Annotated in this window: 19 protein-coding genes; 8 read left to right on the top strand and 11 right to left on the bottom strand. The window is 36.9% G+C overall.

Annotated elements, in window-relative coordinates:
• Nucleotides 1-214: 214 nt before the first annotated feature.
• On the bottom strand, nt 215-1,615 hold the full coding sequence (gene lpdA, locus J2786_RS02115) for a dihydrolipoyl dehydrogenase (protein WP_047431982.1): 1,401 nt from the start codon (nt 1,613-1,615) through the stop codon (nt 215-217).
• Nucleotides 1,616-1,711: 96 nt separating this feature from the next.
• On the opposite strand from lpdA, the gene J2786_RS02110 reads away from it, so the two are divergent.
• From J2786_RS02110 to J2786_RS02090, 5 genes are all read left to right on the top strand, one after another.
• Nucleotides 1,712-2,119 carry a winged helix-turn-helix transcriptional regulator gene (locus tag J2786_RS02110; RefSeq protein ID WP_047431984.1) on the top strand — a complete coding sequence of 136 codons (408 nt, stop codon included), beginning with the start codon at nt 1,712-1,714 and terminating at the stop codon, nt 2,117-2,119.
• 126 nt (nt 2,120-2,245) lie between these two features.
• Complete coding sequence (locus J2786_RS02105) at nt 2,246-3,409, top strand: iron-containing alcohol dehydrogenase (protein ID WP_047431986.1); 1,164 nt, start codon at nt 2,246-2,248, stop codon at nt 3,407-3,409.
• Nucleotides 3,410-3,648: 239 nt separating this feature from the next.
• Complete coding sequence (locus tag J2786_RS02100; protein WP_047431989.1) at nt 3,649-4,110, top strand: lipocalin-like domain-containing protein; 462 nt, start codon at nt 3,649-3,651, stop codon at nt 4,108-4,110.
• Nucleotides 4,111-4,174: 64 nt separating this feature from the next.
• Nucleotides 4,175-4,831 carry a GDSL-type esterase/lipase family protein gene (locus J2786_RS02095; RefSeq protein ID WP_047431992.1) on the top strand — a complete coding sequence of 219 codons (657 nt, stop codon included), beginning with the start codon at nt 4,175-4,177 and terminating at the stop codon, nt 4,829-4,831.
• Nucleotides 4,832-4,833: 2 nt separating this feature from the next.
• Entirely contained in the window at nt 4,834-5,304 is a 471-nt protein-coding gene (locus J2786_RS02090; protein WP_047431995.1) for a hypothetical protein, read from the top strand.
• A 44-nt stretch (nt 5,305-5,348) separates the two neighbouring features.
• On the opposite strand, the gene J2786_RS02085 is transcribed toward J2786_RS02090, so the two are convergent.
• The 3 genes from J2786_RS02085 to J2786_RS02075 all read right to left on the bottom strand — a co-directional run bounded on the left by J2786_RS02085 (nt 5,349) and on the right by J2786_RS02075 (nt 9,142).
• Nucleotides 5,349-6,701 carry a DEAD/DEAH box helicase gene (locus J2786_RS02085; protein ID WP_047431998.1) on the bottom strand — a complete coding sequence of 451 codons (1,353 nt, stop codon included), beginning with the start codon at nt 6,699-6,701 and terminating at the stop codon, nt 5,349-5,351.
• Nucleotides 6,702-6,851: 150 nt separating this feature from the next.
• Complete coding sequence (locus J2786_RS02080) at nt 6,852-7,364, bottom strand: hypothetical protein (RefSeq protein WP_052186993.1); 513 nt, start codon at nt 7,362-7,364, stop codon at nt 6,852-6,854.
• A 131-nt stretch (nt 7,365-7,495) separates the two neighbouring features.
• Nucleotides 7,496-9,142: an ABC1 kinase family protein gene (locus J2786_RS02075; RefSeq protein WP_047432000.1), complete on the bottom strand. Its 1,647-nt coding sequence runs from the start codon at nt 9,140-9,142 to the stop codon at nt 7,496-7,498.
• 212 nt (nt 9,143-9,354) lie between these two features.
• On the opposite strand from J2786_RS02075, the gene J2786_RS02070 reads away from it, so the two are divergent.
• Both J2786_RS02070 and J2786_RS02065 read left to right on the top strand, forming a co-directional pair.
• Complete coding sequence (locus J2786_RS02070; RefSeq protein WP_167497813.1) at nt 9,355-9,519, top strand: hypothetical protein; 165 nt, start codon at nt 9,355-9,357, stop codon at nt 9,517-9,519.
• Between the two features lie 145 nt (nt 9,520-9,664).
• Nucleotides 9,665-10,309, top strand: a complete 645-nt coding sequence (locus J2786_RS02065) for a DUF4890 domain-containing protein (protein WP_047432003.1) — start codon at nt 9,665-9,667, stop codon at nt 10,307-10,309.
• A 62-nt stretch (nt 10,310-10,371) separates the two neighbouring features.
• Here the strand turns inward: J2786_RS02065 and J2786_RS02060 are convergent, their stop codons facing one another.
• A complete protein-coding gene (locus tag J2786_RS02060; RefSeq protein WP_047432006.1) occupies nt 10,372-11,880 on the bottom strand; it encodes a bifunctional GNAT family N-acetyltransferase/carbon-nitrogen hydrolase family protein in 1,509 nt (502 codons plus the stop codon).
• 89 nt (nt 11,881-11,969) lie between these two features.
• On the opposite strand from J2786_RS02060, the gene J2786_RS02055 reads away from it, so the two are divergent.
• Entirely contained in the window at nt 11,970-12,356 is a 387-nt protein-coding gene (locus J2786_RS02055; protein WP_047432009.1) for a hypothetical protein, read from the top strand.
• Nucleotides 12,357-12,962: 606 nt separating this feature from the next.
• Here J2786_RS02055 and guaA read toward each other — a convergent pair.
• The 6 genes from guaA to J2786_RS02025 form a co-directional block, all read right to left on the bottom strand.
• Nucleotides 12,963-14,492: a glutamine-hydrolyzing GMP synthase gene (gene guaA, locus J2786_RS02050; RefSeq protein ID WP_047432013.1), complete on the bottom strand. Its 1,530-nt coding sequence runs from the start codon at nt 14,490-14,492 to the stop codon at nt 12,963-12,965.
• Nucleotides 14,493-14,684: 192 nt separating this feature from the next.
• Nucleotides 14,685-15,923, bottom strand: a complete 1,239-nt coding sequence (purD, locus tag J2786_RS02045; RefSeq protein WP_047432016.1) for a phosphoribosylamine--glycine ligase — start codon at nt 15,921-15,923, stop codon at nt 14,685-14,687.
• An 89-nt stretch (nt 15,924-16,012) separates the two neighbouring features.
• Nucleotides 16,013-17,530, bottom strand: coding sequence for a bifunctional phosphoribosylaminoimidazolecarboxamide formyltransferase/IMP cyclohydrolase (purH, locus tag J2786_RS02040; RefSeq protein ID WP_047432019.1), 1,518 nt, complete (start codon nt 17,528-17,530; stop codon nt 16,013-16,015).
• Nucleotides 17,531-17,673: 143 nt separating this feature from the next.
• Nucleotides 17,674-18,237, bottom strand: a complete 564-nt coding sequence (gene purN / locus J2786_RS02035) for a phosphoribosylglycinamide formyltransferase (protein ID WP_047433336.1) — start codon at nt 18,235-18,237, stop codon at nt 17,674-17,676.
• Nucleotides 18,238-18,336: 99 nt separating this feature from the next.
• Nucleotides 18,337-19,329, bottom strand: coding sequence for a phosphoribosylformylglycinamidine cyclo-ligase (gene purM / locus J2786_RS02030; RefSeq protein ID WP_047432021.1), 993 nt, complete (start codon nt 19,327-19,329; stop codon nt 18,337-18,339).
• A 281-nt stretch (nt 19,330-19,610) separates the two neighbouring features.
• Nucleotides 19,611-20,162: an NADPH-dependent FMN reductase gene (locus tag J2786_RS02025; protein WP_047432024.1), complete on the bottom strand. Its 552-nt coding sequence runs from the start codon at nt 20,160-20,162 to the stop codon at nt 19,611-19,613.
• Between the last annotated feature and the right edge of the window lie 6 nt (nt 20,163-20,168).

The following is a 20,168-nucleotide window of genomic DNA, read 5'->3' as shown; positions in this document are numbered from 1 at the left end:
AAATGAATTTAAAAATTTGCTGTTTTTAAAACTCGAAAACTTTATCTGCGATAAAATTGATAATCTCATATTTTAAACCATTAAGATTTTTTAAGATGATAAGAGTAGTTAAGGGAAATAGCTGAAGCTATTTTTTAGCGATGTACTTCATTTTTCCATCACAGATGGTCTTAATTATTCTTACTGTCTTCATTAATCTTAATGGTTTAATTTCTTATATATTAATAGCTCCCTGCCCGGATGCTATCAGATAAGCTTCTTTAAGCGTTTCAGAATAGGTTGGATGCGCATAGGAAATACGGAACATATCTTCTGCGGTCACTTCATATTCCTGAGCAATGACACCCTGAGCAATCAAATCTGCGGCTCTGGCACCAATGATATGAACTCCCAGCACTTCTCCATATTTCGGATCTACCAAAACTTTGGCAAAACCATCCATATCCATTGAAGCGCGGGCCCTTGCACTGGCAGAAAACGGGAATTTCCCTACATTGTATGCGATGTTCTTTTGTTTCAGATATTCTTCCGTATACCCTACTGAAGCTACTTCCGGCCAGGTATACACCACGGAAGGAATACGGTTATAATGAATATGATGCTTTTGTCCATTGATTGTTTCGACTACAAAAACACCTTCCTCTTCCGCTTTGTGAGCCAACATTGCGCCACCGATAACATCTCCGATTGCATAGATATTGGATGCTGAAGTCTGGTTGTTTTCATTTACTTTAATAAAGCCTCTTTCATCCAGCTGTATATCTGTATTTTCAAGTCCGAGGCCTTTTACATAAGGACTTCTTCCCACCGCTACCAATACATAATCTGCTTCCAGCCCTCCTTCTGTTCCATTTTTATCCTTAAAAAAAACTTTGCCCTTAGAGTCTGCATTCTCAGTTCTATAAACAGCATGATTAAGACGGATATCAATACCTTCTTTTTTCAGGATTTTCTGAAGGCTTTTTCCCAGCTCATGATCCATTGTGGCAATCAGATGATCAGCATATTCAAGGATAGTCACTTTAGTTCCTATACGGTTGAAAATGGAGGCCATTTCCACCCCTATTACCCCACCGCCGATGATGACCATAGATTCCGGTTTTTCCTCTAAAGACAATGCTTCTGTGGAAGTAATAATTCTTTTTTTATCAATTTCAACTCCGGGAATACTTGACGGTTTTGAACCTGTAGCAATAATATAATATTGAGCTGTGATCTCTTTAATCTCAGATTCATTCACGATTTTTACTGTAGAATTATTGACAAAGCTTGCTGTTCCTTTTAACCTTGTAATTTTATTTTTATTCATTAAAAAATCCAATCCCCCGGTATTTTTTGAAACCACTTCTGCTTTTCTTCCGTACATCTGGGAAAAATCCAGGTCTATAGTACCCAGCCTGATCCCATGTTCACTGAATTGATGCCGTGCTTCTGCGTAATGATGGGTACTGTCTAATAAAGCTTTAGTTGGAATACAGCCCACATTGGTACATGTTCCTCCTAATGTATCGTACTTTTCTATAATTACTGTTTTATAACCTAGCTGAGCGCTTCGTATAGCTGCTACATATCCGCCAGGTCCTGAGCCAATTACGGCAATGTCATAATGATCCATTTGATATATTAATTTTTTATGTTTAAATTTACTTGCAAAATAAAAGCAAATTTAAAACAAACACTTTCAATTTGCAAGTGATATTATTAAATTAACATGAGTAAAAAAAGATCAGGCTGCCCCATCAGCTGTTCACTTGAAATGTGGGGAGACAAATGGTCTCTGCTTATCATAAGAGATCTTATGCTGAAAAAAGAATGTACTTATGGTGAATTCCTCAAGGCAGATGAAAAAATTGCAACCAATATCCTGGCTGCGAGGCTTCAAAACCTTCTGGACCATGGAATCATTGATAAAAAAGACCATCCGGACAGCAAGCTGAAAATTCTTTATTTCCTGACCCGAAAAGGGATTGACCTGATTCCCGTCATTGTTGAAATCAATCTTTGGGGTAATCAGTATCTCACAATTCCTGATGACCGTAAAAAACTGTTGGACGATATTAAAAAAGATAAGGAAGGTTTTATAAAAAGAGCAAAAGCTTATCTTTCTTCTAAAGGATAAGATGCTTTAAAAAGAACAGCTCATGGCGATAGCTTTTATAATATGGAATAATAGCAATTTTAAAATTTCATTAACTCTCTTTTCCTTTTTCATTCCGTAAATTTGGCTTAAAATAAATTTAGAACAATGCTTAATTTCGAGTTTAAAAACCCTACAAAAATACTTTTTGGAAAAGGCGAAATCGCTAAAATCTCCAAAGAAATTCCCAAAGACGCAAGAATTTTAATGATTTACGGTGGCGGAAGCATCAAAAACAATGGTGTTTACGATCAGGTAAAAGAGGCTTTAAAAGAGCATGAATTATATGAATTCGGCGGAGTTCCTGCCAACCCTGAATATGAAGTTTTGATAAATGCCCTAAGCTTTATCAAAGAAAAGAATATTACTTACCTTCTTGCTGTAGGAGGCGGATCTGTAATTGACGGAACGAAATTTCTATCTGCAGCCGCGAATTATGAGGGTGAACCATGGGAGATCCTGAGAAAGTCTGTAAGAACATTTGAAGGACAGGGTATGCCTTTTGGAAGCATTTTAACTTTGCCTGCAACAGGTTCTGAAATGAATTCAGGTTACGTTATTTCCAGAAGAGAAACCAATGAGAAATTATCTTCAGGAGGGCCTGGACTTTTCCCACAGTTCTCTGTACTGGATCCGGAAGTAATCAGATCAATTCCAAAAAATCAAATCGTAAACGGAATTACAGATGCCTATACTCACGTTTTAGAACAATATATGACGGCTCCTTCTTCTGCTGATCTTCAGGAAAGAATTGCAGAAAGTATCCTGATCAGCCTGCAGGAAACCGCTCCTAAAGTATTGGCTGATGATTTCAACTACGATGCTGCAGGAAACTTTATGTGGTGCTGTACAATGGCTTTAAACGGGCTGATCCAGAAAGGGGTGATTACAGACTGGGCAGTACATGCAATGGGACACGAGCTGACAGCTTATTTCGGTATTGACCATGCAAGAACACTGGCAATTATTGCTCCATCACATTACCGCTACAACTTTGAAGATAAAAAAGGAAAACTGGCTCAGTACGCTGAGAGAGTTTGGGGAATCAAAGACGGAAGTGTAGAAGAAAAAGCTGAACTGGCCATTAAAAAGCTGGAGGAATTCTTCCACAGTCTTCATATCAAAACCAGACTTTCCGAGTATACGGAAGACTTTAAAGGAACTGCTGAAAAAGTTGAAAAAGCCTTTACAGACAGAAACTGGTTAGGTCTTGGAGAGTATAAAAAACTGACTCCACAGGATGCTTATAAGATTGTAGAAATGAGTTATTAAGGGATTCTGAGGCGGGTTTCGGGGTACGGGATATAAAGTTTTGCGTTACACTGTTTCGGGATTAGGATAAAAGGGTTTATATTCATTTTCACGTTGAAAATATATAACCCGAAACTCGCATCTCGTATTGCAACCTCTATGAAATTATTTAATTTACAAACATTCGTTTAAAAAATCATTATTTCATTATAGATATTTCAAATTTATTTATATTTTAGCATATTCTTAAATTTGTGAAAATGAAAAAACAGCTACTTTTATTTGCCTTTTCTGCTTTGGCGCTTACTTCTTGTAAAGATGACAATCTTGAAGCTTATGATATGGATATCATGAAAGGAGATTGGAAGGAAGTTAAAAGGGAAGTAATTTCCGGAAAGGATAATAAAACAGTGCTTTATACTGAAACTTTAACCGGATGTGCAACCAAAAATACTCTTTTCTTAAGAACAGATTATTATGTGAGCTATACGGCATATACAGGTGAAGGGGCCAACTGTACTCCAGCTCCGAAAACTGAAGGTAGATATACCTACGATGCCGATTCAAAAATTATTGGAATTAAACTTGGCGACGAAGGATCTGTAAACTACAGAGTAGATATGTTGACAGGCAAAGATCTTAAGCTTGCCCAGCAATCAGGGATCTTTGATATGAATGGAGATAAAATTCCTGATATCCCTTACGTTACCTACAAAAGATAAATCATAAACTCCCGCTAATCGGGAGTTTTTTATTACTTTTATATCTAATTTAAAACTGAATATAATGAAGAAGATTCTATCAGCATTTCTATTGCTGTATTTTGCTATTTCCTTTTCTCAGGAAAAAAAACCGATGTTCTGGCAGGACATCCAGGAGTTCAAGAAGCTGGATCAGAAAAGTCCACCTCAAAAGGATGCTATTTTATTTATCGGAAGTTCCTCATTCACCAAATGGACTGATGTAGCAGATTACTTCCCTGGTAAAACAATTATCAACAGAGGGTTCGGAGGTTCGAGACTTACCGATCTTAATGATTTCGCCAATGACCTTTTAGCTCCTTATCAACCCAAACAGATCATTATTTATTGTGGTGAAAATGATTTTGCCGACAATCACCAGCTAAAAGCAAAAGTAGTTGTAGACCGATTCAAAACTTTTTACAAAAAAATCCGTGAAAGATTTCCTGATATTGAAGTAGATTATATCTCTATCAAATACTCGCCGAGCCGCGAAGTAATCTGGCCGCAGATGAAAATCGCCAACAAAAAGATTGCGGCATTCATGAAAAAAGAACCTAATGCAGAATTTATTGATGTAACTAAGGCCATGGAAGATGCTAATGGAAATGTAAGAAAGGATATTTTTGTGGAAGATATGCTTCATTTTAAACCGGAAGGATATAAAATCTGGGCAAGGATAATCACTCCTTATCTGAAATAAAGATGAAAGAACACCGGGATTTACCTATTTATAAAAAGGCTGAAGAGATCTACAAAACATTGCAGATCATTACAGACCTCTTTCCTGAAGATAATGATTATCTCCAACATCTGAAATCTAATTTATTAGGAGATATCATGATAATTCAGGCTAAAATTTCGGGTGCTGAAGCTGTGAAGCTGTATGATATTAAAATGGAAAATGCAGCTATAATCCGAAAAGCAGCCCGGGAAATTATGGTAAGTGGTAATCACTTGGAATTATTAGGATTTTCTGATGCAAAATATTATAAAATTATCAGAAACCTTATAGAAGACTTTCGTCTTTTATTTATTGATTGGGTCGCCGGGTTTAATCCAAAGCATTATATTGTTGATGAATGGGGACTCTTTAATCCTCCTGGTATATCACCTGATTACGTTCAAAGAGATGATGAACTGGACTTTTTGGATGAAGATGATGAAGATAATTAAAGTCAAAAAAAAACGATTCCTGAAATGGGAATCGTTTTTTTATTTTATTTCTTTCTCTTCGATTTAGATTTTGCTTTCTGCTGAGCTCTGTTGGCTCCAAACTTCTTAGGTGCTTTTCTCTTGGAAGGCCCACCCCAGTTTTCTTTGGTATTTTTAGCTTTTTTCTCATGGAATGCGCCTCCTCCATCATTCAGTTTTACCTGTGCAGGGTTTTTCATAACTACCTGCTCTTCTTCAGCGGCGATCTTTTTAGGATTGATCTTAACTTCCTCAGGGAATTCATTAAATTTCAATTCCTTATCCATCAACAGCTCAATATCAAGAAGCAAAGGTTCTTCTTTTTTCGTTACAAAAACCAAAGCTTTTCCTTCTTTATCAGCTCTACCTGTTCTACCGATTCTGTGGATATACTGCTCCGGAATATCAGGCGTTTCAAAATTGATTACATGTGTAATATTTGAAATATCAAGACCTCTTGCCATTACGTCTGTGGTAATCAGACCTCTGATCTCTTCATTCTCAAACCTCTTCATTGCTTTTAGTCTGTAGTTCTGCGATTTATTCGAGTGAATCACATCAAACTGTTCAGGGAAAAGCTCATCGATTTTAGTAAAGAGCAGGTCGGCATGTCTTTTATTATTATTAAAAATCAATACTTTGGACATATCAGCATTGCTTTTCAGTAAATGTTCAAGCAAATTGATTTTAGTATTAAAGTTTTCAACTTTGTAACCAGTTTGTTCAATTTTTTCAAGTGGTGTTCCTGATTTTGCCAGTGAAATTTCGATTGGATTGGCAAAATAGACATCCAGCATTTCATCTACAGCTTCTGTCATGGTGGCAGAGAAAAGAATGTTCTGTCTCTTCTCTTTCATCATTTCAAAAATGTGAGTAAGCTGTGGTCTGAAACCAAGGTTAAGCATCTCATCGAACTCATCAATGATCAGCTTCTGAACTTCTTTCAGGGAGATCGCATTATCTATGGAAAGGTCCATCACTCTTCCCGGTGTTCCTACCAGAATATCACATCCATCGTTGAATAACAATTTTTGAGTATTGATATTTTTTCCACCGTATATTCCGATTACTCTTGCAGTAATATTTTCTGTCAGTTTTTCAAGGATTTCCGTTACCTGCACCACCAATTCTCTTGTAGGAACAAGTACTAAAACAGTTGGATTTCCTGTTTTACTATATTTCCAGGTTTTCAGAACGGGTAAAAGATAAGCCAATGTTTTTCCGGTTCCGGTCTGTGCAATTCCCATTACATCTCTTCCCGAAAGAATAGGCTTTAAGCTCTTCTCCTGAATTGGAGTAGGTTCAAATAATTCCAAATCCGCTAAAACATCAAGAATTTTAACCGGAAGGTCAAAATCCGCAAAAGTGAGTTTTTCCATTTTGCAAAGATAGGTATTTAATTACAAGTTGAAAATTAGAGGTGGCAGATATTAGGCAGCAGGCTGCAGAGAGTAGCTATCTGATTATAGGGAATCACTACAAAATACACTGATATTTCTAGCAACAAAGAACAACCAGCAACAAATTAATCACTCACTCACCTTTACACTATTGACTTTAATTTTAATATCATCATCTTCCCATTTGCTGGAGGTAACGATAACATATCCTTTCTTTTTCGGATCTTTTTTGATGGGAAACTTATCTTCTTCCCATTGATTACAGTGCGTTGAGATAGAAGGAAATAAAGGTTTCCAGCCCGTTTTACTCAAAGTATACACATAAAACGGATGCCAGCAGCTGGTACACCAGTTCGGGTAAAATCCGATCTCATCTTTCCCGTCATCATTAAGATCTCCTAAATTATACAGACTTCCCTGATTGGCAGGCGTGATCGTTATAGGTTTTATATTTTTATCACTGAAATAAATCGTTGTTTCACACTTCCCTTCACATTCCTCACCACAGTCGCTGACTTTTGTGGAAGCATATTCTTTTGTTCCGTTTCCGTCAAAATCTCCCTGAAGTTTCTCTTCGGTTCCTTGCTGGGCAATACAATTTGAGCTGAATAAGGTAATGGCTGTTATAATAAGTGTTTTCATAGTTTTGTTTTAAATGTGGGAGGTGGGATTCGGGTTACGTGGTTCGAGATTCGAGATTCGTGGTTAGTGGTTCGGATTGTATGTTATCATGCAGAATAGAAAATAATAAAATCTTCAACTTTAATTTTGTACTACTTTCTCGTTACTCTCAGTAAAAGTATGAGAACTAAAATGATTGAAAAGATAAAGCCTAAAACTGCTACCAAAGATAATTCTCCAATTCTTGGCCCTGATTCGGAAGAAAAAACAATGGCTGTAGCAATAATATTTGCTCCTAAAATCATGGCAAGAATCAGATTCACAACACTTGATTTGATGAGCTGATTGGTCTTCTCTATATTTTTGATTTCGCTGGAAACGGTGAATTTATTATCATCCAGTTTTTGAAGAACAGAACGGAGTTCTTTAGGGATTTCATCTACATTATCTGTGAAATTCATCATCCGGTCCATTCCTGTTTTTAAAAGATTCTTAGGACTGATTTTCTTGGTGAAAATCTTTTTGGTGTAAGGATGAAGACTTTTAACAATATCAAGATCAGGATTAATACTCCTTCCCACTCCTTCTATCAGGCTGATTCCTTTAAATAAAAGATAGAAATAATCCGGCATATAAAGCCTGTTGTCCTTTAAAATATCTTTCATCTTGTTGATGATCACCTGCACATTAATATCCTGTAATGATGAACTGTGAACAAAATTCAGAATTTCCTCCACATCGTTTTCAAAACGCCTTTCATCAGGTATTTCATAGCTTGTCGCCATTTTTTTAAGTGAACGGACTATTTTATGGGAGTTTTTGGCGACGAAGCTTACAATAAGATTTTCAAGAATTTCTTTATCATTAGGCTGAATTTTCCCTACTGCACCAAAATCAATGAAAACAATTTTGCCGTCTTTTCTCACTAAAATATTTCCGGCATGAGGATCGGCATGGAAAAAACCATAGTCTAAAATCTGTGATACAAAGAGTCTCAATCCAGCTTCTGAAACTTTTACAGGATCGATATCATTGGCCAACAGAACAGATTTATCGGTTACTTTGATCCCATCAATAAATTCCATACAAAGAATATTGTTGTTGGAAAACTCTTCGTACACTTTAGGAACATATGTTTCCTTATTATTTTTAAAATTCAGACGGAACTGCTGGATATTATTCCTTTCATTGATGAGAGAAACTTCTTCCAGTAAAGATCTTTCGAAGGTAGAAATCGCCTGTTTCAGATTCAGTTTTTCTCCTATTTCGGAATAGGCAGATATGAGCTTTTCAATATCTTTAATCAACAGTAAATCATCTTCAATAACTGACTGTACATTGGGCTTTCTCAATTTTAAAATCACCGGACTGCCATCCAGCAGAACAGCTTTGTAAACCTGTGCAATGGAAGCCGTGGCCAGAGGTTTTCTCTGAATTTCACGGAAATAATCTTTAACGGAAATATTAAATTCACTTTCCAGCGCTTCTTCTACGTCCATATCTACCGTATCCACTTTGTCCTGAAGTTTCTGCAGCTCCTGGATCAATTCCGGTGGCAATAAGTCTTCCCTGTTACTGAATGTCTGACCCAATTTTACAAAGGTTGGTCCAAGCTCTTCGAGAGCAAGTCTTATTCTTTCATAAACGGTTCCTTTTGAAATAATTTCATCGGAATGACCAGAAGCTTCTTCCTGCTTATTTCCATTCATTCTGGCCAAAAGATCTTTGAATCCATATTTACTTAGTACGGAAATCAGTCTTGCGGATCTTTTCAGTTTTCTTTGAGGTTTATCAAACATAGTGTATCAATAGTAGGTGCAATTTACTCCAAAAATTGTTCCTTTATGAAAAGAATGATGACAACATCGCTAATGAATAAAATTAAAAATAACAACACATAATCAGCATTTTAAAGGATAAAATACATCAATATCAATAAAAACACATCATATATTATAAAAATTAATATATTTACAACATACAAATTAAAACAATTCAAAAGTATTAAAACATGAAAAATTTACGCAACAACAAACTTTCAAGAGAACAATTAAAAGGAATTGCAGGAAGCGGAATCATTATCGGAAACTGCTCAAACCAATGCTGCCCTACAGATGGAAGACCGAAATGTCCTGGACTGATCTGCCCTGCTGTAGTATGCCCTCAGTATATGTAAGATCAGATTTTATACAGAATTATACAGTACCCGAAGAAATATTCTTCGGGTATTTTTTTTACCCTGAAAAATGCCTATGTACCTCAATTTCTGGCACATTATTTCCATCTGAAAAGAAAAAATACAAATATTTAATTACAACACTATGTTAAAAAAAATTATTTCAGCTGGTCTTATTTTGTCAGCAGTTCTGTTTACAACACACGTAAAAGCACAGGTAGCATCAGCTAGATCTATTGCAGAGGTAGCCACAAAAGAAATGAGCTATTTAGGGCTTACAGAATCACAGGCAAATAAGGTTACAGAGATCAATAAAATGACAGCAGATGCACTTATTTCTCTTGATAACAAAGCTGGTGACAACAGCAGTTCCCAGAATAATAAAATGATCGCTGACGAATTTGTAAGCATCATTGCCCAACGTCACCAGGCGATGGCGCAGATTCTTACCCCTGAGCAGATGGCAGTGGTAAAGCAAGACAGAGCAGAAAAGATTGCTCTTTTAAGAACATTGATTATGGTTCCTATCCTGGATCTGACTGAAAGACAGGTTGAGCAGGTATACGAGATCAACTTCAAAGGAGTACAGAAGGTTCAGAAAGATTTTGGAAAGCGTCTTAACAAGAAAAATGCAGGTCCTGAGGATGCTGACAGCAATAAGGCAAAAAAGGTTATTATCAGTGATTTTAAAACACTGGATAAAGATTTTAAAAAGATCTTAAGTCCCGAACAGTATGAGGTGTATAAAAACAACCAGGATATCATCAGAGAATCGGCTAAAAAAGGATAGTTCAGTTCGTTTGAATACTTATAAAAGCGGGGCGGCTCCAATGGAGCCGCCCCGCTTTTATTTTATTTAAGGTACGTTTCGTAAAGATCTTTTCTTCTGTCTTTCATTACCTGTACCGAACCGTTATGATGGAGGTCTTTCAACAGGTTCAGATCTACATCTACAATCAGGGTCATTTCTGTATTGGGAGTAGCCTCTCCTTTCACAGCATTGGATGGGAAGGCAAAATCGGAAGGGGTAAATACAGCAGCCTGTCCGAACTGGATATCCATATTGTTGACCTTCGGAAGGTTTCCTACACAGCCGGCAATAGCAACGTAGCATTCATTTTCAATGGCTCTTGCAGCGGCACAGTGGCGTACTCTCATGTAGGCATTCTGAGTGTCTGTAAGATAAGGAACAAACAGGATTTTCATTCCCTGATCAGCCAAAATTCTTGGTAATTCAGGAAATTCTACGTCATAGCAGATGACAAGACCTATTTTTCCGCAGTCGGTATCAAAAACTTTGATTTCATTTCCGCCTTTCATTCCATAATACCTCTTTTCGTTCGGAGTAATGTGAATTTTTCTGTATTCATCCATACGGCCGTCACGGTGAAGAAGATAACTTACATTATACAAATCATTATTGTCATTATCGAAAACGGGCATACTCCCGGAAATGATATTCACATTATAACTGATCGCCAATTCAGAAATTTTATTTTTAATCTGTTCCGTAAGTTTAGCCAATTCTATCATACTATCTCTTTCAGAAAGATTGTTGAAAGGAGCAAGCAAAGGAGTGTTAAAAAGCTCCGGGAAAAGAACAAAGTCTGATTTGTAATCTCCCATCACATTCACAAAAAACTCCACCTGCTCATAAAAGGCTTCGATATCTTTAAAATGCCTCATCTGCCATTGCACCAATCCGAGACGGATAATGCTGTCCTGCATGGTATTCGGTTTTCTGCTATAATAGATGTTGTTCCATTGTAAAAGAACTGCATTTTCTCTGGATGCTTCATCTTCCGGAAGATATTTTTTCAGGATTCTTATCGGAAGAAAATTATTGGAAAGCTGGAAAGACAGTACCGGATCATAAATCTCTTTATCCCTTACTTTTCTGATATATTCTCTTGGAGAAAATTCGTGGCTGTATTTGTGATAATTCGGGATTCTACCGCCCAGAACAATGGATTTCAGATTTAAGTGTTCACAAAGTTCTTTTCGGGCATCATACAATCTTCTTCCCAAACGGAGTTCACGAAATTCAGGATCTACAAAAACTTCAATTCCATACAGGACATTTCCTGTGGAAGTATGTGTATTGAATGTATAATTTCCTGTAATATCGCTGTAGGTATGATCATCTCCAAACTCATCATAATTGACGATGATGGAAAGCGCTACAGCAGCCAATTTACCGTCTACTGTAATACAAATCTGTCCATTAGGGAACATTTTTGTAAGCTTATCAATACTTTTTTTGGACCAAATGGACTCCGACATTTGCGGGTAGGCCCTTTTCATCGTTTCCGCCAGTTCATCATAATCCTGAAGAGTCAGGTTTCTTGTTTCTATTTGCATCTGATGTAATTTTACTTAAATTTAGGGAAAATATTTTACTTAAATCCTTATACAAAGTACTTCCCAAACTATTTATACAAAATTTAACAGTGGATATCACCGAAACTTTACAGGCAGCAGTTTACTCAAATAATTACTGGAAACATTCTGATTTCAGCTCTGTTATGGAGGCACTTATACCCCATTATAACATTGATATAGAAATGGATACAGAAAAAATAACTATCCTGCGCCTTGAAAATAAAATCATCGCATATATCTGTTTAAATTATCCCCTGATTTTTATCGAAAGTCAATATGCTTTACAAGTAAAAAATATCCTTCATACATTTCATGATATAGAATACATTATTGTTGATACTCTCTCTAATCCATATCTATATGTAAATCCTGATATTTACAACGTTTATTTTGACTTTATGGAAAATTTGAATGCTTTTTCTGCTGAAGATTTTTATTTTTACAATGTCAATTAAAAATCATTTTCGTCCGATTAAATGAAAGATAATTAGCAGACCGATCCTCCGGAGCTTTATTTTTATAGGAACTTCTTTTTTCTACTAACAGCAGATCCCGACGGGATCAAATCCAGCTCCAATGGGAGCTAACTGTTAATAGGACATATTTGTTTTAAAATTATAGCTCCGGAGGAGCGACCTGTTAATTTATGCTGTAAATATTGATATTTCAATGTATTTATACTTTTTATCGAACAGTAATGATTATTATTAAATTTTAAAAGCTGATGAAACCATACGCAGTAACTTTACTCATAAGTATCACCATTATTTTTATTCTAAGAATTTTTTATTCAGACTCAATGATCAATGCTTCACACAATATAAACATATTTTCAATATCTGAAATAAGTCCTCAGGAAACCAAAAGATTAGTTTATTTCTATTTAATAGGAGCGGGATTATTAAATTATCTAATTTTCCATAAGCATATCCTCTTTAAACTGTTATATTGCTTGTTAATTGTTATCAATATTATCCTGATCGTCTTTTCATTAAAACAGTTTTAACAAAAAAATCCCACCCAAAACGGGCAGGATTTATATTTTAAGTTCAACTCAAAGATTATTCCCACTCAATGGTTGCAGGTGGTTTGCTTGAAATATCGTAAGCTACTCTGTTGATTCCTCTTACTTCGTTGATGATTCTGCTTGAAACAGTATCCAAGAACTCGTAAGGAAGTCTGCTCCATGTTGCTGTCATAAAGTCGATGGTGTTGGCAGAACGAACTACAGCTGTGTATTCGTAAGTTCTTTCATCTCCCATTACTCCTACAGATTTTACCGGAAGAAGTACTACGAAAGCCTGAGATACTTTTTCGTAAAGATCATTTTTGTATAATTCTTCAATGAAAATATCGTCAGCTTCCTGAAGAATTCTTACTTTCTCAGCATCCACAGCTCCCAATACTCTGATTCCTAATCCAGGACCTGGGAAAGGGTGTCTGTATACCAGGTGGTGAGGAATTCCCAATTCTTCTCCTACTCTTCTTACTTCGTCTTTGAAAAGCTCTCTTAGTGGCTCTAGCAACTCGAATTCCATATCTTCAGGAAGTCCTCCAACGTTGTGGTGAGACTTGATTACTGCAGATGGTCCGTTGACAGACTGGCTCTCGATAACGTCAGGATAAATAGTCCCTTGAGCAAGAAATTTAGCCCCTTCAATTTTGTGAGATTCTTCGTCAAATACGTGAATAAATTCGTTTCCGATGATTTTTCTCTTCGCTTCAGGATCGTCTACTCCAGCTAGTTTTGAAAGGAATCTTTCCTGAGCATCCACCATTTTAATGTTCATATGGAAATGCTCTCCATACTGATCCATTACTTTTTTGCCTTCATCCTTTCTCAATAATCCCGTATCTACGAAGATACAAGTCAACTGATCACCGATTGCTTTGTGGATCAAAACAGCAGCTACAGAAGAGTCTACTCCTCCTGAAAGCCCAAGGATCACTTTATTGTCTCCTACTTTCTCACGGATTTCCTCAACTGTTTTCTCGATATAGTTGGTCAGTTTCCAGTTTTTCTCTGAGTTGCAGATTCCGAAAACGAAATTTTCAAGCATTTTCCCTCCTTCTTCTGTATGAGAAACTTCCGGGTGGAACTGAACACAGAAGATCTTTTTGTCTTCGTTGGAGATAGAAGCAATAACGCCTGATTTTGCATTTAATTCAAAACCTGCAGGCAATTCTCCTACTTCGTCAAAGTGGCTCATCCAAACTACAGAGTTCTGAGTCACTCCTTTTAATAAAGAGCTTTCTTTAACGATCTCTAAGTTGGCCTTACCATATTCTCCTTTTTCTCCTTTGTTTACTTTACCTCCTAAAAGGTGAGCTGTCATCTGCATTCCATAGCAGATCCCCAGTACAGGAACTCCCTGTTCGTATAATTCTTTTTCAACCAGGTGGGCATTTTCCGCATTTACAGAACTTGGTCCACCGGAAAGGATGATTCCTTTTGGCTGTTTTGCTAAAATATCTTGTAATGGTGTATTGTAAGGTAAGATTTCAGAGTACACGCCCATCTCACGGATTCTTCTTCCGATAAGCTGGTTGTACTGGGATCCGAAATCTAAAATAATAATACCGTTGTTCATTTTGATAATTGATAAATGATGATTGATAATGATAGTGCTAATGGCTTCTTGCTAATGGCTTTTGGCTTGGAGATTATCTCCCAATACACATTCCGCCGACTAATTTCTAACCTCTAGCTTCTACCTTCTAATTATTAACTGTTTTACAAAAAAAGACTTGGAATGACTCCAAATCTTTTTTCGTGATTTTTATTAAAACTTTCCGATGTCTTCTCTGTAGAAGCCGTAATCGAAATGTACGTGAGCTGCATCTTCGTAAACTTTTTTGCGGGCATCTTCGTAGGTAGCGCCTGTAGCCACAATGTTCAGTACTCTACCGCCATTGGAAACCACTTTATCACCTTTGGTGACAGCTCCTGCATATAACAGTTTACTATGTTTCAGTTTGTCTTCTCCTGTAATTTCGAAACCTATTTCGATATTTCTCGGATAACCTCCTGAACACATAACAAGGCAAACTGCTTTTTCGTCTTTAAACTTAAGCTCAATGTCTTTTCCTTCCATACAGTCCTGGATCACATCTAAAAGATTGTTTTCCATTAACGCCATCAATACCTGAGTTTCAGGATCACCGAATCTCATGTTGTATTCCAGAAGGTAAGCTCCGTTTTTCGTTACCATCAATCCGAAGAAGATGATTCCTTTAAATCCGAAACCTTCAGCTTTAAGACCTTTAACAGTAGGTTCTAAGATATTTTTCTCAAAATCTGCATAGTGTTCCTGAGTAAATTCCGGGCTTGGTGCTACTGAACCCATACCTCCTGTATTAGGTCCTGTATCTCCGTTTCCAGCTTTTTTATAGTCTTTTGCTGCTACACATGGGAATAATTTTTCTCCGTTAGAGAAAGCAATGATAGAAGCTTCAAAACCTTGTAAATATTCTTCAATAACTAAACGGATACCAGCATCACCATAGATTCTTCTGATCATGAAGTCATGGATGGTAGCTTCAGCTTCTTCAAGGTTGTCACAAATAACAACACCTTTTCCACCTGCTAAACCGCTAGCCTTGATTACCAAAGGATATTGCTGTGTCTGCACATATTCTTTAGCATCGTTGTATGAATCAAATACGACAGCCTTAGCTGTTTTGATATCATAGGTCTGCATAAATTTCTTAGAGAAAGCTTTACTTCCTTCCAGGCTTGCTACTTTTTGATTAGGCCCGAAAACTTTAAGATCATGCTTTTTAAATTCGTCCTTGATACCTGCTACAAGAGGGGCTTCAGGACCTACGATCGTAAGATCAACTTTTTCTTTAATAGCGAAATCTCTAAGTTCTTTGATTTCTGATAAATGAACATTTTTCCCTATTACATCGGTAGTAGCATTCCCGTTGGCAAAAAACATTTTAGAAATTCTTGAGTCATTCTGAAGCTTTGCCGCTAAAGCAGATTCTCTACCGCCTTCACCTATGATTAATATTCTCATACTTTATTTATTATCTAGTCTTATTTTACAAATATATAATTTTGAATGCTAAAAATACAATCCCCAATTATTTTTTAATTCTATTTTAATTAGTGGAAAAAGTGTCTCACCCCTGTAAACATCATCGGGATCTTGTGCTCGTTTGCAGCCTCAATACTATCCTGATCTTTTACACTTCCACCAGGCTGAATAATCGCCTTGATACCTTCCTGAGCGCAGAAATCTACCACATCACGGAAAGGGAAAAACGCATCTGAAGCCAATACCAAATCTCCTGAGAATTTTTCTTTAGCTCTCTCGATAGCCTGCTGAGTAGCCCAGATTCTGTTTACCTGTCCGCCACCGATACCGAATGCCTGAACTCCGTTGGAAACTACAATCGCGTTAGACTTCACATATTTTACCACTCTCTGAGAGAAAAGTAATGCTTTTTTCTGTTCTTCAGTAGGCTGTACTTCAGTTACCACTTTGATATCATCTGAGAAGTGAAGGTCATTATCCTGAACAAGGATTCCTCCGTCTACTTTCACCCAGGTCTGTTTGTCTGAAACAGGGTTTACGATTTTGATGATTCTCAGGTTTTTCTTTTTTCTTAAAACTTCAAGGGCTTCCTCATCAAATTCAGGAGCCATTACAATTTCAAGGAAAGTTTTGTTTAATTCTTCCGCTGTTGCTGCATCAATTTTATAGTTCATTGCAACAATTCCGCCAAAGATAGAAACCGGGTCACATTCAAATGTTTTCTGATAAGTCTCCAATGCTGAAGTTCCGATCGCAACTCCACAAGGGGTAGAGTGTTTTACGGCACAACAAGCCATTTCTTCTTTGAACTCAGTAACTACTTTCCAGCAAAGGTCCATATCACGAAGATTGTTGAAAGAAAGTTCCTTACCTCCAAGCTGTTCGAAGTCTTTCATAGCTCCATTCTCGAAAGTAGAAACGTAGTAAGCTGCTGTCTGATGAGGGTTTTCTCCATATCTTAGGTCAGCAACTTTTTTGTAAGAAGCATTTAAGTATGTAGGATATTCTTCATCTAAAAGCATTCTTGAAATCGCTGCATCATATGCAGAAGTAAGGTTGAATACTTTTCCTGCCAGTTTTTTACGGGTTTCGATATAAGTATCACCGTTCTGTTCCATTTCAATTTTCACGGCTGCATAATCTTCAACATCAGTGATTACTGTAACAGAATCAAAGTTTTTAGCTGCAGAACGAAGCATTGAAGGGCCTCCGATATCGATAAACTCTACTTTCTCATGCAAAGAAATGTCTTTGTTTACATTTTCAAAGAAAGGATAAAGGTTTACGATCACCATGTCAATCAGACCAATTCCGTGTTCCTGAACGGTTTTCATGTGCTCTTCGTTGGTACGAACAGCCAGCAGCCCACCGTGAACTTTCGGGTGTAGAGTTTTCACTCTTCCATCCAACATTTCAGGGAAATTGGTTACCTCATCAATCTGAATAGGATTTAAACCAGCGTCTTTCAAATGTTTGAACGTTCCTCCTGTGGAGATCAACTCATAATTCTGAGCTTCCAAAAACTGCGCGAATTCTACTAATCCACTTTTGTCAGAAACACTGATTAAAACTCTCTTTTTACTCATTTTACTTTCAATTTTTTACTTTTTACAGCTATTTCAAACTGTGTTCGGGTCTTTCACCTCCGAACTTACTTTTATTTTACTTAGATTTCTTTGATATCACGTCAAAAATTCTTGATTTCTGACACCCTTCCAAAGGAAAGGAATTAGTTTCCCAGAACCTTATTGATGGCCAGCGGGAAAATTTCATATTCAATCTGGTGAACTTTCTGAGCCAGGGTTTCAGGAGTATCATCAGCGGTTACTTCAAAAGATTTCTGAAGAATAGCTTCTCCCTCGTCAATGCCCGGTGTCACAAAATGTACAGTCGCCCCACTCTCTACTTCTTTAGCTTCAATAACTGCATTGTGAACGTTCATTCCCCACATTCCTTTTCCTCCGAATTTCGGAAGCAAGGCCGGGTGAATATTGATTATTTTACCATTCCACTTTTCGCAGAATTCAGATTTTAAGATGGATAAAAATCCTGCCAATACAATAAGGTCTGTATTTTCAGGGATTACTTTAGCCAATTCACTGCTGAAATTCTTTCCTCTTGGAATGAGTATGTTTTCTATATTATGATTCTTGGCTCTTTCCAATCCGAAACATTCTCTGTCTGCTACCACCAAAGTTACTTTTGCATTCCGGATTTCTCCTGAGTCAATAGTATCAATAATTCTCTGCAGATTGGTTCCTGAACCGGATACGAGTACAACGATATTCTTCATATTTCTAATTAGCCCCGATTGCAGCGGCATCCTTTTTTTGAATGGCTTTGTAAAAAAGCACCGGCAAAAAAAGATATAGCGGAAAGCGGGATTAAGCTTCTAAAACTTTAAATTGATTTTCTCTGCTCCTTCAGTAATTTCTCCGATTTCGTAAGCATCATCTAAAAGATGCAATACTTTTTCAGCATGTTCAGCATCTACAACGATTACCATTCCTACACCCATATTGAATGTTCCGTGCATTTCTTCACGTGTCACTCCGCCTCTTTTTTCAAGTTCAAGCATCACACTAGGAATTCTGATTTTTTGTTCATCGATAGAAGCACAAAGTCCTTCAGGAATAATTCTAGGAACGTTTTCGTAAAGACCACCTCCTGTGATGTGAGCAATTCCTTCTACTTTCACTTCTTCCAATACTTTATGGATATCCTTATAGTATAGTCTCGTAGGAACTAAAAGTGTTTCATATAAGGGTTTTCCTTCAAATTCTTCTTCAAAGTTCGGAAATACTTTTCTTACTAAAGAGAATCCGTTTGAGTGGAATCCTGAGCTTGGTAATGCAATAATTTTGTTTCCAGCTTTTATCTTAGAACCGTCAATGATCTGGTCTTTTTCTACGATTCCTACACAGAATCCTGCAACATCATAATCTCCCGGCTGGTACATTCCCGGCATTTCAGCAGTTTCTCCGCCAATCAAAGCACAGTTGTTATCCTTACAAGCGGCAACCATTCCTAAAACGATTTCTGCAGCGATTTCGGAATCAAGCTTTCCACAAGCCAGATAATCTAAAAAGAATAACGGTTTTGCTCCGTGGCAAAGGATATCGTTAGCACACATTGCGAAACAATCTACCCCAATAGAATCGTATTTTTTGGTATCTAACGCTACTTTCAGCTTTGTTCCCACTCCATCTGTTCCTGATACAAGAACCGGATTTTTGTATCCACCGATTTCATAGAAAGCACCAAAACTTCCCAAGTGGTTCAGTACATTGGAATTGTGGGTTTCACCGACCGCTTTTTTGATCTTGTCAACCGTTTTGTATCCTTCTTCTTTGTCTACTCCTGCTGATTTGTAAGTGTTGCTCATGTCTGCTTAGATTTTTAGATTCAGATTTCAGATTTCATACTATTTATGATCTAGTAACGGTTTCCGGAATCTTATTATCTTTTAATATTTCAATTACTTTTATACTCGATTTTAGAAAACAAAAAAGCCGACAATCTTTTCAGATTATCGGCCGTTATTTTATCTCAGAATTTCAGAGCCCACAACTTTCCCTTTATGAGAAAAATATTGTTTATAGGAGGTCTGAATTTTCATCTCTTTTCTTTTTGCAAAAATAGTAATTTTAAATGAATATTCAAATTCTATTTTTCAAGGATTGTTTCAATGGCTGCAATCTTCTTTATTTTTTCTTTTAACTCACTGTCTTTCTCTTCATTAGAAATTTTCTGAGCTACTTTATCAAAGTTATCATTAAAGAAAGGAAGTGAAAAAGTTTCCACCACATTTCCTCCATGGAAAGGGAAACGCTTTGATGCTGCTTCCAAAACTCCTGCTCCACCTCTACCTCCGGGAGATGTAGACATCAATAGCATAGGTACTTCATTCCAGACTGTTCTGTCTTTGATTCTGGATACCCAGTCGAATACATTTTTGAATGCTGTAGAGTACGTTCCGTTGTGCTCTCCCAAAGAAACCAATAATAAATTTGCACCGTCAATTTTTGCTGCAAAATCATGAGCTTCCTGTGGAACACCACCTGCTAATTCTCTTTCATGTTTATAGATAGGCATTTCGAAAGGATTTAAATCGATCACTTCTACTTCTGCATTTTCAAATAATGTTGATGCATATGCTACCAACTGTTTGTTCATTGAAGCTTCTGAGTTACTTCCTGCTATTGCTAAAATTTTCATAGGTGA

The sequence above is a fragment of the Chryseobacterium vietnamense genome, assembly GCF_031454475.1.
Taxonomy (GTDB): Bacteria; Bacteroidota; Bacteroidia; order Flavobacteriales; family Weeksellaceae; genus Chryseobacterium; species Chryseobacterium vietnamense.
Note: the sequence above shows the minus strand (reverse complement) of the source record. Positions and strands in the feature narration are given on the sequence as shown.